This window comes from Mitsuokella sp. UBA4253, assembly GCF_002395285.1.
GTDB lineage: Bacteria > Bacillota > Negativicutes > Selenomonadales > Selenomonadaceae > Mitsuokella > Mitsuokella jalaludinii.
Window position 1 is genome coordinate 225,372 of the sequence record NZ_DGWR01000016.1, and the last position, 12,826, is coordinate 238,197.

Consider the following 12,826-nt stretch of genomic DNA (forward strand, 5'->3'; position numbering starts at 1 on the left):
ACAAGATGTTCTCAAGAGCATCAGAACAGGCCGAGCGTCTTCAAGACGAAGACCCAGCCGAAGATCGTGAAGCACGAGAGACCCGTCGTGTAGACGACGCAGTTGCCGGCGAGGTCGGCATCACTGCCCATCTGCTGCGCCATGGCGTAGCCGGCAACGGCACACGGCGTCGCGAAGATGGCCATGAGCGTGACAAGCTCAATGCCGCGGAATCCCAGGAAAATGGCCAGCCCGAGCATGATCGTCGGCACGATGACGAGCCTGCCCGCGACGCAGCCGATGAGCTGCGGCAGGTGATCATGGTAGCTGCCGGCCTTGAAGGAAGCGCCAAGGACGATGAGCGCCATCGGCGTCGTCGCAGCAGCCAGCTGGCTGATCGGCTTGAGGATGACCTTGGGCAAAGGGATGCCGAGGAGCAGCATGGAGAAGCCGAGAATCGCGCCGAGGATCATCGGGTTCTTGAGCACGCCGAGAAGAATGCCGGGCAGGTAAAAGCGGCCGCCGCGGAACGTCTCGAGGATGAAGACAGAGACGATGTTGTAGATCGGCACGATGATCGCGATCATCATCGTCGGGATGGCCAGCTGATCATCGCCGAAGATATTGCTGATGATCGGGATGCCCATGATGACAAAGTTGCTGCGGAAGATGGCCTGGATCATCGCCCCGCGCCGCTTGTTCGACTTCTCGAGCAGGCAGATGATGATGCCGCCAATGAGCGCCGACGCGAGCACGCCTAGGACACCGAACAGCATGAGATGCGGCCGGAATGTCTCGGCGATGTCAGTCGTGTAGATGTTGTAGAACATCATGAAGAAAAAGAAGATCTTGAAGACCATGCGGTTGACATGGGCGAGCTCCAGCTCAGTGAGCAGCTTCATCTTCTTGACGGCTACACCGATGAGCATCAGGAAAAACAACGGGATAATCGCGCAGACTGCGACGATCAGGTTACTGACCATAATGATTCCACCTTTCATGATGGTTTCAGTATAGCACAGAAAAAGCCGCCTTAGGAAGCGGCGATGTGGGATTTATCATTGACAAATACGCGATAAACTGTCCTACTACGTTACTTAGTACTCTTCTCGCGTGGCAGGGTGGACCTGTTTCGGCTTCGGACTTCCGCTGAATGGGCCTCAAGCTGCTCCTGTACCATAAAGAAGATTCGCCGCCCATCACGCAATCTGCCCGAGAGCGCTAAACACAAATGAAGATCCACGCCGAAGCCGAAACAGGTATCCCCGCCAGGTAAGAATTCCCCTAAGTAACGTTGCGCAACACTTTCCCACCTTCACCAGCGATTGCGGATCTTCCAGAATTCCGGGCTCAGCATGACGAGCAGGGTGAAGAGTTCAAGGCGGCCTAAGAGCATCTCGATGCAGAGGATGCTCTTGGTGAAGTCAGAGAGGCCGGCGAAGTTGCAGGTGGCGCCGGCTATACCGAAGGCGGGGCCGACGTTGCCGAGGGTGGTGATGCTGATGCCAAGGGCGTCGAAGGCGCCGATGCCGTCGAAGGTCAGGAGCAGCGCCCAGAGGACGATGCAAAGGATGTAGAGGAAGAAGAACTGCCCGACGCGCAGCAGGATGTCGCCGCCGACTTCGATGCCGTTCATGTGCGCGCGGATGACGCGGCGCGGGCTGAGTTTCTGGTGCACGACGGCCCAGGCGTTCTTGGCGAGCAGGACGACGCGCGAGACTTTGACGCCACTGGCCGTCGAGCCTGCGCAGCCGCCGCTGATCATGAGCATCATCAAAACGCCCTTCGAGAAAGCGGGCCACTGGTCGAAGTCGGCTGAGACGAAGCCCGTCGTCGAGAGCGAGCCGACCTGGAAGCTCGCGTAACGGAAGGCCTCGACGGGCTTCATGCCCATCGCATCGATGAGATTCACGGTGATCAGCAGCATGGCCGCTGCGAGGATCACGAGGTAGGCCTTGAACTCCGTGTTGTTCTTGAGCACGCGCGGCCCCTTTTTCCAGACACGGTAGTAGAGGCCGAAGTTGCCGCCCGCGAGGATCATGAAGAAGGTCATCCATCCCTCGAGCGCGGGGTTGTCGAAGTGCATGGCGTTGTCGTCGTAGAGCGAGAAGCCGCCCGTGCCGAGCGTGCTCATCGCGTGCGCGATGGCGTCGAGGAAGGTGAGGCCGCAGAAGAGATAGATGACGCAGGCCGTGACGGTGAAAACCATGTACATGAGGAAGAGCGAGCGCGTCATCTCGCGCAGGCGCGGCAAGACGCGGTCGCGCGTCGGCCCCGTCGTCTCAGCGTTGTACATGTAGACCGTGCTCTGGCCGGCCTGCGGCAGCAGCGCGATGAAGATGACGATGATGCCGAGGCCGCCGAACCAGTGCGTCATCATGCGCCAGAACAGGATGCTGAACGGCTGCGACTCGATGCTCGTCATGACGGTCGCGCCCGTGCCCGTAAAGCCTGAGATGCTCTCAAAGATGCCGTCGAGGAAGCCCAAAGAGCCGCTCAGAAGATACGGCAGCATGCCGAGGAAGGTCGCGAGCAGCCAGCCGAGGCCCGTGATGGCCGCACCCTCGCGCATCGTCAGCTGCTCATTGCCGGAGCGGCCGTTGACGCGCAGCGCGAGCCCCACGAGCACGCAGATGCAGATGGAGACAGCAAAGGCCGGCGCACTCCTCTCCCAGCCGTAGAGCGCCATGAGAAAGGGGATGCCGAGGATGACGGCCTCCGCCAGGACGAGGCGCCCGAGCACGTAACAGATGATATCCCAGTTCATCCCCTAACCTCCTTTCTATCTGTATCGATTCCCTTACAAAACCAATCACCAATGGCGTCCGACAGAGCGGATGCCTCCGTCGAGCAGCACGAAGAACGAGAAGAGCTCGATACGCCCAATGATCATGATGAAAGCGCAGAAGAGCTCCATCCAGTCGGGCGCCTCCGCAAAGCTCATGATGCCGAAGAGATCTGCCGTCGAGCCTGCGCTCGTCAGGCAGCCCGCCGCAACGCCCATCGCCTGCATGAGGCTGATGCCCGAGAGTGAGATGACGAGCGTAGAGACGATGAAGATGCTCAAAAACAGGAAAAAGAACGACAGGATGCGCCCGACGATCTTCATCGGCACGGGCAGCCCGTCGATCTTGATGCTGACGACCATGTGCGGGTGCAGGGTGTGGCGGACTTCCGTCACGCCCATGCGCATGAGCACGAGCAGGCGCATGACCTTGAGGCCACCGCCCGCGCTGCCGATGCAGCCGCCGACAAAGACGAGCACGAAGAGCACGAGGCGCGAGAAATCCGGCCAGTCCCAGCACGGCGCGGAGACAAAGCCGCCCGTCGACAGGAAGGCCGCCGTCTGGAACAGGCCGTAGCGCAGGCTCTCCGCCGCATCGTAGACACCCGAGCGGCAGAGATTCCAGGCGACGAGCACACCGCTCGCGAGAAAGAGCCCCGCGTAAGCCTGCAGTTCCGTATCGCGCAGCATGAGCCGGAAGCTCAGCCTGTCCCAGACCTTCCAGCAGAGCAGCGGATTGAGGCCCGAGAGCAGCATCGAGATGCCGGCCGCGAGCTCCAGCGCGATGCTGTCATAGGCGATGAAGTACCCCGGGTCAGCCGAGCCGCTCGACGACAGCGTCACCATCGACTGCGTCAGGGCCGCGAAGGGGTCGAGCCCGGCCAGCAGGTAGAGAACAAACGAAAGCCCCGTCAGCGCAGTGTAAACACCGAAGCCCTGACGCGCCGACTCGGCCATCTTGTTCCAGACAGGGCTGAAAAAAATGCTCTGGCGCGCCGACAGCGTCAGGCCGAAACAGCCGCTGACCTGCGGCAGGACGGTCGACAGGATGATGATGAAGTTGAGGCCGCCGAGCCAGTTCATGATGCTGTGCCAGAGGATGAGGCTCCGCGCCATGTCGCTGCGCGCGTAGTCGAGGCACGAGAGCCCCGTCGTCGTGATGGCGGCCACGCTCTCGAAGAACGCGTCGACAGGACTCGTCAGGACGCCCGAGAGCACATAGGGCATCATGCCGAGGACGGAGAGCAGCGGCCAGACGAGCACCATGAAGAGTGCGCCTTCCCAGACATTGATCTGGCGCTTGTGGTCGCGGCCGAGCCAGCCAAAGCCCAGGCCGAGAGCCAGAGAGAGCACGGCCGGCACGAGGAAGGCCCAGCTCTTCGCCTCGTGCCAGATCAGGCTGTCCGCAAACGGCACGAGCAGGGCGAGCCCCACGATAGACGCGACGCCGCCCATGAGCAGCCAGAAGATGTCCAGCTGGCGTTTTCGCTGTTGGAGCTTGATCATCTCATTCCCTGCCCTTGAAATACTGCATGACCTTCTTGGAGAACTGCGTCTGGATGAAGAGGATCGTCCGGTCGCCCGGCTGGAGGACGGTCGCGCCGTTCGGGATGACGGCCTCGCCGTCGCGCACATAGGCGCAGACGAGGCAGGCGCGCGGCAGCTTGGCCTCCATCAGAGGCTTGCCCGCCACAGGCGCGCCTTCCTGCACGATGACCTCGACGGCCTCCGCCTTGGCGCCCTCGAGCAGCGATACCGAGACGACGCCGCCGCGGCGCGCGAAGGCCAGGACCTCGCTCGCCGAGAGCAGGCGGGCCGAGAGAACAATGTCGACACCGACTTTCTCCATGAGCTCCACGTACTCGTTGCGCGCGACGCGCACGACCGTCTTCGTCTTGTTGTGCGACATGTGGCGCGCGAGCAGCGCCAGCATGAGGTTGAGCTTGTCATCCTCCGTCAGGCAGACGACGACGTCCGCCTCCGCCACGCCTTCCTCTGTCAAGAGGTCGATGTCCGTGCCATCGCCGCAGATGGCGATGCCGTCGACGAGCTTGTCCGCCATGAGTCGGCAGCGCTCCGGATCCTTGTCGATGACCTTGACGCGCACGCCCTGCTTCTCGAGCATCGGCGCGAGCGCGCGGCCCGCGCGGCCCGCGCCGATGATGATGACGCGGTGCAGCTTGCGGGCGTCGCGCTGCACGAAGGTCTGGCTGAACTTCTCAATCTCCTCTGGGATGCCGATGAAATAGGCGTTGTCGTGCGGCAGCAGACAGTCGTCGCCATGCGGGATGATCATGCGGTGGTCGCGGAAGATCATGCCGGCCAGCACGCCCTTCGGGAACTCGATGTCCTTCAGGGGGATATTCGCTAGCGGCGACGAGCGACGCACTTTCGTCTCGAACAGCCGGATCTTGCCGTGTGCGAAGTCCTCGACATCGAGCGCAGCCGGTGTCATGAGGATGCGGTTGATCTCGTTGGCGGTGATGAGCTCCGGGTTGAGCATGAGGTCGATGTCGAAATTCTCCTTGAGGTAGTCCTTAGCCTCGCTCATGAACTGCATATCGCGGATGCGCGCAATCGTGTGGCGGATGCCATGCTTCTTCGCGAGGATGCAGGCGACCATGTTGACCTCGTCGCTGGCCGTCACCGCGATGAGGATGTCGGCCCCGCGGATATCGGGGTCATTCATCGTGATGGGGCTCGCACCGTTGGCGAAGATCGTCAGTACATCGAGTGTGTTCTTGACGGCCTCCAACTGGCCTTCATCGTGATCGATGACGATCACGTCGAACTGTTCTTTTGAGAGGAGCGAGGCGATGCTGTAGCCCAGCTTGCCCGCTCCGACCACGACAATACGCAAGACGGCAGCCTCCTATACAAAATTAAATGATACTTTTCATTATACCATCTCCGCCCGTATCCAACAAAATTTTGGGCAAAGAAAAGACAGGGGCCGCTGGCCCCTGTCTCTGACGTGTGATATGTGGGAGGTGTCTTTATTACTCGGTGAAGAGTTCCGTCGAGAGGTAACGGTCGCCCGTATCCGGCAACAGAGCGACGATGTTCTTGCCCTCGAACTCCGGACGCTTGGCGAGCTCGATGGCAGCAGCGAGTGCTGCGCCCGAGGAGATGCCGATGAGCACGCCCTCGACATGGGAGAACTGGCGGCCGTACTTGAAGGCATCCTCATTCGGCACGGCGATGACTTCATCGTAGACCTTCGTGTCGAGCGTCTCCGGCACGAAGCCTGCGCCGATGCCCTGGATCTTGTGCGGGCCTGCCTGGCCCTTCGAGAGGACCGGGCTCGTGGCCGGCTCTACAGCGACGACGCGGATGTCCTTGTCCTGCTTCTTGAGGTAGTGGCCGACGCCCGAGAGAGTGCCGCCCGTGCCGACGCCAGCGATGAAGGCATCGACCTTGCCGTCGAGATCGTTGTAGATCTCCGGGCCCGTCGTCGCCTCATGAGCAGCCGGGTTGGCCGGGTTGGCAAACTGCTCCGGGATGAAAGAGTTCGGCGTCTCTTTGGCGAGTTCCTCAGCCTTGGCGATGGCGCCCTTCATTCCCTTCGAACCGTCCGTCAGGACGATCTTCGCACCGTATGCCTTGAGCAGGTTGCGGCGCTCAACGCTCATCGTCTCCGGCATCGTCAGGATGGCCTTGTAGCCGCGGGCTGCTGCGACGCTGGCGAGGCCAATGCCCGTGTTGCCGGAGGTCGGCTCGATGATCGTAGCGCCCGGCTTCAGTTTGCCGTCTTTCTCGGCCTGCTCGATCATGGCCTTCGCGATGCGGTCCTTGACGGAGCCAGCCGGGTTGAAGTACTCGAGCTTCACGTAGATGTTAGCCTTGATGTCATTGGCCTTGATGAAGTTGTTGGCCTTCAGGAGCGGCGTGCCGCCGATCAGTTCCGTAACGCTGTTGTAGACTTTACCCATGGTGAATACCTCCATTTATATCATGTGCATTTCAGTGCGAGTTAAAACATATATGATTAATATGTTTATATATTAGCACAGCCTCAGCGCCTTGTCAATAGGGATTGACTTTTTCCTGTATTTCTAATATGATATAGCATACAAGAATGACATATATCTTCAATATGATTATTTAGGAATGAGGGAATATCGATGAAGATTTCTGCTAAAGGCCGCTACGGGCTTGCGGCCATGACGTACCTGGCCCGCAATTACGCTTCTGGCTCGCCGGTCACGATCGTCAGTATCTCGGAGAAGCTCGGCATCTCGAAGATCTACCTCGAGCAGGTATTCTCGCTGCTGAAGCGCGCGCGCCTCGTCAATTCCATCAAGGGCAGCCAAGGCGGCTACCAGCTCTCACGCGCGCCGCGCGAGATCACGCCGTACGATATCCTCTCCTCCATCGAACTCTCTCTGATGGAGGAAACGGCGCCCGCCGCCCAGGAGAAGATGCCGGAACTCGACCGCGCACTCGCCGCCTGCGTCTTCACTCCGCTCGACGAAGCCATCCAGAAGACGCTCTCCTCTGTCTCGCTCGACGACATCCTCACGGCCATCGACAAAGAGAAATCGACCGAGAGCCTCATGTATTTCATCTGATTGACAGCATCATAGCATCAAAATGCGGCAGAACTTTGACTATCTCATGGTTCTGCCGCTTCTTTCAAGCGAAAATGTGCCTATTTCGCAATAATTTTTATAGAAAACGTTCTCTATATGGTATTAATTCCATAAAATGAACCATTTTCCCCGCTATAGCCGTAAAATACAGTTTAACATCAGATTCAAACTGTAGTATAATAGCCGTAAGTTGTGAAGGAATACGCCCCTATCCCTATCATCGCTTACAACAGTCCGCAAGTTTTCTGTGCATGGCAGAAGGAGTCGGCCCGCCCGGTTTCCTGCTTTCATGCCGTCGGTTTTGTTGGAGGTGTTTCCCATGATGATCGACAATATCCGCGTTATCATCGAACAGGGTCCCTTCTCCGCGGAAGACGCACAGTATTATATCGAACGTATCAAAGCTACCACGAAATTCACATTGAAAAAGATCACATTCACACGTTCCGATACTTATCTGGATATCCGCTATGCATTTGCAGAGATTCCATTTGAGCGTATCCGCCGAGTCGCATTGGCGGCCCCACCAAAAAAACGTGCTGTAAATAACTGATTCTATCAGTCCTGTTTGCAAGACAGAAAGCCCCGAAGCAGTCCGCTGCTTCGGGGCTTTCTCTATATGCAGTTACGTCTGTCAGGGATTGAAGCGGAAGGCGTCGAGCTCCCAGACGCGGCCCGTGACCGTCTCTAGTGCGGCGTCGGCCTCGATGCGCAGCTCGGGGCGGATGTTCTTCTCGGGGAAGACGAGAAAGCTGGCCACATCCTCACCGTGCTGGAAGAAAGCTTCGACGGCGGCGCGGTCGACGAACATCTGCAACGAGAGCACCTTGTCGACGAACATCTTGAAGCGGCGCACGCCGCGGCCGCCGTTCTTCATGCCCGTGCGGTCGATCGTCATGACCTGCGTCGCGCGGTCGTACGAGAAGACTGTCTTCTCGAGGCCGTAGGCCAGCGTCATCGTGACCTTCTGCGCCTTGCCCAGCGTGATGTCCAAGAGGACTTCCGAGCCGTCGAAGAGGCGCGTGAGAATGCTGCTCTCCATGTCGGCATCGATGTCGATGGCCGTGCTCTCGATGCGCAGGGCCTTGAGCTCAGCGGCCGGGCGCGAAAAGATGTGGCCCTGGCGCAGCGTCAGCACGCGCGGCAGTGTCAGGCTGTACATCCAGCCCTTCTCGCTCGTCGGGTACTCTGCGTCCTTGTCCGGCATGCCCATCCAGCCGAGCAGGATGTGGCGGCCTTCGTGCTGGATGACCTGCGGCGCGTAGAAGTCGAAGCCGTGGTCGAGCTCCTGGAACTTCGTGTGCTGCATCATGTCCATGCTGTCGAGCGACAGGTGACCTGCGATGTAGCCGGCCTGGTAGATGTTCTGGCGGTCGAACTCGCGCGCCTCGAGCCCCTGCGGGCAGAAGATCAGCGCGTCGTAGCTGCCGAAGTGCAGCATGTTCGGGCACTCCCACATGTAGCCGAAGTCCTGGAGGCGCGTCTTGAGCTCGCCGAGATTCTGCCAGCCGTCCTTCGTCTCCTTGTAGATGAGGACCGTGCCGCGCGGCTTCTCCTCGTCCGCCTGCGCGCCGATGACGAAGTAGCGCTTGCCGTGGCGGTGGAAGAGGTACGGGTCGCGGAAGTGGCCCGTGATGCCCTCGGGACTGTCCGGCACGACGATCTCGTCCTTCTCGACATGGCCGTCCGCCTGCAGGGTACCGAGGCGCTGTGCCGGCGTGCGCACGCCGTCATTCTTGGCGTTGCAGGTGTAGAAGACGCGGACCTCGCCCTTCTCCATGAAGCCGCAGCCCGAATAGCAGCCGTCCTTGTCGTGCTCGTCGCTCGGCCAGAGCGAGAGCTCCGGCAGCGAGTAGTGGACGAAGTCGCGCGTCTTCACGTGTGCCCAGCACTTGTTCTTGTGCTCGCAGCCCAGAGGGTTCCACTGGTAGAAGATGTGGTACTCGCCGTTCGCGAACGTCATGCCATTCGGGTCGTTGATGAGGCCGAACGGCATCTCGAGATGGAAGCGGTTGTGCCAGCGGTCCGTCAGGGGGAAGCCGGCCGCCACCTTGGCATCGATGGCCTTCTTATCAAACTTTTCCATAAGGATCTCCCTTCTATACAAACAAGAAAAGGGCTGCCGTAACGGCAGCCCTCATAGAGTTCTTACGCTTCGTCCTCTTTTTCCGGGTTAAACAGCGTGAACGTCAGAGCAAACGCTACGGCGAAACCAACGACATTGACGAGGATGTACTGCGGCAGGTGGTCGAGGTACAGGAGCGTACCCGGCAGCACCGTGATGCCCATGCCCGTGCCGGCAAGGTGCAGGAAGCCGGCAATGCCGCCTGCGCAGGCGCCGCCGACGAGCGCGTAGAGGAACGGCTTCATGAGGCGCAGGTTGATACCGAAGATGACCGGCTCCGTGATGCCGAGGAAGGCCGGCACGATCGAGGAAACGTAGAGAGCGCGCTTCTTCTTGTTCTTTGTGCGGGCTGCGACAGCGGCAGCGGCACCGCCCTGTGCGATGATGGCGCCCGTGATGATGGCGTTGAACGGATCGACGCCCGTCGTGGCGAGGAGCTGGACCTCAAGGGCATTGAAGACGTGGTGGACACCGAAGACGACGATGACCTGATGGACGCCGCCGACGATGAAGCCGCCGATGCCGTACGGCAGAGCGAGGAACGTCTGGATGGCACCAAAGACGGCGAGCTCAATCCAGTGCATGATCGGGCCGACGATGAGGAGGCCGAGGATCATGGAGATGAAGAGCGTCAGGAACGGCGTGACGATGAGGTCGATGACATCCGGGATGAAGGTCTTGAGCCATTTCTGGAGCTTCGCGGCGAAGATGCCGAGGACGAGGGCCGGCAGGACGGAGCCCTGGTAGCCGACGACCGGCACGCTGAGGCCGAAGATGTCCATCATGATTGGCTGTGCCTCACCGGCTGCGATCGCGTAGGCGTTCGGCAGCTGCGGTGCGACGAGCATGAGGCCGAGGACGATGCCGATGACCGGCGTGCCGCCGAAGCGCTTCGTCGTAGACCAGCAGACGAGTGCCGGCAGGAAGGCAAAGGCCGTATCCGTGAGGATCTGGCTCATGCGCAGGACATTGTCACTGAACTGGACGCCGAGGCTCAGGCTGGCACCGCGCAGGCCCATGAAAAGACCTGTCGCGACGAGGACCGGGATGATCGGCACGAAGACGTCGCCGAGCGTGCGGGAGATCTTCTGGGCCATCGACATCTGTGCGTATGCCTCAGCCTTGTTGTTGCTGGCACCGGCGAGGCCCGTGCCGGCGACAAAGGCGTCGAATACCTTGTCGACGAAGCCCGTGCCGAGAATGATCTGGTACTGGGCCGCTGCGAAGAACTGGCCCTTGACGCCGTCGATATTCTCGATGGCCTTCTCATTGAGCTTCGACTTGTCGTTGATGATCAGGCGCAGGCGCGTCGCGCAGTGCTCTGCGCTGCGGACGTTGTCGCGGCCGCCAACGTACTTCCAGATGAGCTTGGCGACGCGCTCTTCCTTCGGGAGGTCGCTGTAGTCCTCTTCCGGCTCTGCAGAAGCCTCTGCAGCGGGGGCTTCCTCTTCAGCCGGCTCTGCCGTGACCGTCGTGATTTCCTTGTCGCCGAGCGCCACGGTGATCTTGTCGTAGTCGAAGGCATTCGTCACGAGAACCGGCGTCGTCGTGTCGTAGCCGGCCGACTTGATGCCCTCCGAGTCGAACTCGAGCAGGAGCTGGCCCTTCTTGATTGCATCGCCCTGCTCGATCTTGGCGTCGAAGTACTTGCCGCCGAGGTTGACCGTGTCGATGCCGACGTGGATCAGGATATCTGCACCATCCTCTGAATGGATGCCGATGGCATGCTTCGTGCCGAAGAGCACGGTGACGGTGCCGTCGACTGGCGAGAAGACCTTGCCCTCCGGATCCTTGACGGCAGCGCCCTTACCCATAGCGCCGCTGGCAAAAGCCGGGTCCTTGACATCTTTCAATTCGATGAGCTGTCCCTTGAGCGGACTGTTCAAGCGAATCTCTTTCATGAAGATTTCCCCCTTTTCTCTTTTCCTCTCATTTCGATTCGATTCCTCTTTATGAGACCGTTTTCATATTCCAAGTGTATAACGAAGACTGCGTTTTGTCAAGCAAAAAAACGTCACTCACGGATCATATCGCGGAACTTCGTGTACTCCTTCTGGAAGTAGAGATTGACCGTGTCGACAGGACCGTTGCGGTGCTTGGCGATGATGACTTCCGTCTGGTTCTTGTGCTCCGTGTCCTTGTCGTAGTAGTCCTCGCGGTAGAGGAACATGACGATATCGGCGTCCTGCTCGAGAGAGCCGGACTCGCGCAGGTCAGAGAGCATCGGGCGCTTGACCTGGCGCGCCTCGACGGAGCGCGAGAGCTGCGAGAGGGCGATGACCGGCACGTTGAGCTCGCGCGCGAGCGCCTTGAGGGAGCGCGAGATCTCGGAGATCTCCTGCTGGCGGTTGTCGCCGTTCTTGCCCGGCCGTCCCTGCATGAGCTGCAGGTAGTCGATGACGATGAGGTCGAGACCGTGCTCCGCCTTGAGGCGGCGCGCCTTTGAGCGCAGGTCCATGATGGTGATGCCCGCTGTGTCGTCGATGTAGATTGGCGCGCGATTGAGCTTGTCGGCGACGGTGACGAGATTCGTCCAGTCCTCGTCGCCGAGCTGCCCCGTGCGTAGGAGCTGCGAGTCAATGCTGCCCTCGGAGCAGAGCATGCGCTGCATGAGCTGCTCCTTGCTCATCTCGAGCGAGAAAAAGGCGACCTTGCCGCCGTGCAGGCCGACGTACGAGGCGATGTTGAGCGTGAAGGCCGTCTTGCCCATTGACGGGCGCGCGGCGACGAGGATGAGGTCGGACGCCTGCAGGCCGCTCGTCAGGCGGTCGAGGTCCTTGAAGCCCGTCGGCAGGCCCGTAATGCCGCCCTTTGACTCGTAGAGCACGTTGATGCGCTCGAACGTGCGCATGAGGATGCTCTTGATCGGCTCGAAGCCGTTGGCCGTCTGCGAGCCTGCCACGGCGAGGATCTTCTGCTCGGCCGCGTCCATGATGTTCTCGACGGGCTGCGAGTCCTCATAGGCGGCGCCGGCGATCTCCGTCGCCGCGTCGATGAGGCGGCGCAACTCGGCCTTCTCCTTGACGATCTTCGCGTGATAGGTGACATTGGCCGCCGTCGGCACGATATTGGCGATCGTCGTGATGAACGGGATGCCGCCGATTTTCTCGAGCTCGCCGTCCTTGCGCAGCTGCTCTGTCAGCGTGACGAGGTCGACTGCCTCATCGTTCTCCGCGAGCTTCAGCATCGCGTCGTAGACGCGGCGGTGCGCCTCGCGGTAGAAGTCCTCCGGCTGCAGGATCTCCTGCGCCTCGATGATCGCCTCTTTCTTGATCATCATCGCGCCGAGCACTGCCTGCTCAGCTTCGATGTTCTGAGGCGGCACACGATCTGGTAGTGCCATCT

The 12,826-nt window shown here is 60.2% G+C and carries 10 protein-coding genes; 2 read left to right on the forward strand and 8 right to left on the reverse strand.

The genetic code is table 11. The features are described from left to right. Positions 1–20: 20 nt before the first annotated feature. The 5 genes from B2X55_RS09775 to cysK all read right to left on the reverse strand — a co-directional run bounded on the left by B2X55_RS09775 (position 21) and on the right by cysK (position 6,696). On the reverse strand, positions 21–962 hold the full coding sequence (locus B2X55_RS09775; protein WP_286821954.1) for an AEC family transporter: 942 nt from the start codon (positions 960–962) through the stop codon (positions 21–23). Positions 963–1,294: 332 nt separating this feature from the next. Further along, positions 1,295–2,746, reverse strand: coding sequence for a TrkH family potassium uptake protein (locus B2X55_RS09780; RefSeq protein WP_036377170.1), 1,452 nt, complete (start codon positions 2,744–2,746; stop codon positions 1,295–1,297). Between the two features lie 45 nt (positions 2,747–2,791). Next, a complete protein-coding gene (locus B2X55_RS09785) occupies positions 2,792–4,270 on the reverse strand; it encodes a TrkH family potassium uptake protein (protein ID WP_286821956.1) in 1,479 nt (492 codons plus the stop codon). Position 4,271: 1 nt separating this feature from the next. Continuing rightward, positions 4,272–5,624 (reverse strand): Trk system potassium transporter TrkA, encoded by a 1,353-nt coding sequence (trkA, locus tag B2X55_RS09790; protein WP_036377167.1) that lies wholly within the window; start codon positions 5,622–5,624, stop codon positions 4,272–4,274. 139 nt (positions 5,625–5,763) lie between these two features. Beyond that, positions 5,764–6,696 carry a cysteine synthase A gene (cysK, locus tag B2X55_RS09795; RefSeq protein ID WP_036377164.1) on the reverse strand — a complete coding sequence of 311 codons (933 nt, stop codon included), beginning with the start codon at positions 6,694–6,696 and terminating at the stop codon, positions 5,764–5,766. 192 nt (positions 6,697–6,888) lie between these two features. Here cysK and B2X55_RS09800 point away from each other — a divergent pair, with 192 nt between their 5' ends. Together B2X55_RS09800 and B2X55_RS09805 are read left to right on the forward strand one after the other, a co-directional pair. Then, positions 6,889–7,335: an RrF2 family transcriptional regulator gene (locus B2X55_RS09800; RefSeq protein ID WP_036377161.1), complete on the forward strand. Its 447-nt coding sequence runs from the start codon at positions 6,889–6,891 to the stop codon at positions 7,333–7,335. 340 nt (positions 7,336–7,675) lie between these two features. Continuing rightward, on the forward strand, positions 7,676–7,909 hold the full coding sequence (locus B2X55_RS09805; RefSeq protein ID WP_036377296.1) for a hypothetical protein: 234 nt from the start codon (positions 7,676–7,678) through the stop codon (positions 7,907–7,909). 81 nt (positions 7,910–7,990) lie between these two features. Here B2X55_RS09805 and B2X55_RS09810 read toward each other — a convergent pair whose 3' ends face one another. The 3 genes from B2X55_RS09810 to dnaB all read right to left on the reverse strand — a co-directional run bounded on the left by B2X55_RS09810 (position 7,991) and on the right by dnaB (position 12,824). Beyond that, positions 7,991–9,442, reverse strand: coding sequence for a glycoside hydrolase family 32 protein (locus B2X55_RS09810; RefSeq protein WP_286821958.1), 1,452 nt, complete (start codon positions 9,440–9,442; stop codon positions 7,991–7,993). A gap of 62 nt (positions 9,443–9,504) precedes the next feature. Beyond that, the gene (locus B2X55_RS09815) at positions 9,505–11,382 is read right to left on the reverse strand and encodes a glucose PTS transporter subunit IIA (protein WP_286821959.1); all 1,878 of its coding nucleotides are present in this window, start codon (positions 11,380–11,382) and stop codon (positions 9,505–9,507) included. A gap of 113 nt (positions 11,383–11,495) precedes the next feature. Beyond that, positions 11,496–12,824 carry a replicative DNA helicase gene (gene dnaB / locus B2X55_RS09820; RefSeq protein WP_036377293.1) on the reverse strand — a complete coding sequence of 443 codons (1,329 nt, stop codon included), beginning with the start codon at positions 12,822–12,824 and terminating at the stop codon, positions 11,496–11,498. Between the last annotated feature and the right edge of the window lie 2 nt (positions 12,825–12,826).

What these genes read in the sequence shown, in the direction of transcription:
- B2X55_RS09775 (WP_286821954.1), bottom strand. Translation starts at nt 962, where the DNA reads ATGGTCAGTAACCTGATCGTCGCAGTCTGCGCGATTATCCCGTTGTTT.
- B2X55_RS09780 (WP_036377170.1), bottom strand. Translation starts at nt 2,746, where the DNA reads ATGAACTGGGATATCATCTGTTACGTGCTCGGGCGCCTCGTCCTGGCG.
- B2X55_RS09785 (WP_286821956.1), bottom strand. Translation starts at nt 4,270, where the DNA reads ATGATCAAGCTCCAACAGCGAAAACGCCAGCTGGACATCTTCTGGCTG.
- cysK (WP_036377164.1), bottom strand. Translation starts at nt 6,696, where the DNA reads ATGGGTAAAGTCTACAACAGCGTTACGGAACTGATCGGCGGCACGCCG.
- B2X55_RS09800 (WP_036377161.1), top strand. Translation starts at nt 6,889, where the DNA reads ATGAAGATTTCTGCTAAAGGCCGCTACGGGCTTGCGGCCATGACGTAC.
- B2X55_RS09805 (WP_036377296.1), top strand. Translation starts at nt 7,676, where the DNA reads ATGATGATCGACAATATCCGCGTTATCATCGAACAGGGTCCCTTCTCC.
- B2X55_RS09810 (WP_286821958.1), bottom strand. Translation starts at nt 9,442, where the DNA reads ATGGAAAAGTTTGATAAGAAGGCCATCGATGCCAAGGTGGCGGCCGGC.
- B2X55_RS09815 (WP_286821959.1), bottom strand. Translation starts at nt 11,382, where the DNA reads ATGAAAGAGATTCGCTTGAACAGTCCGCTCAAGGGACAGCTCATCGAA.
- dnaB (WP_036377293.1), bottom strand. Translation starts at nt 12,824, where the DNA reads ATGGCACTACCAGATCGTGTGCCGCCTCAGAACATCGAAGCTGAGCAG.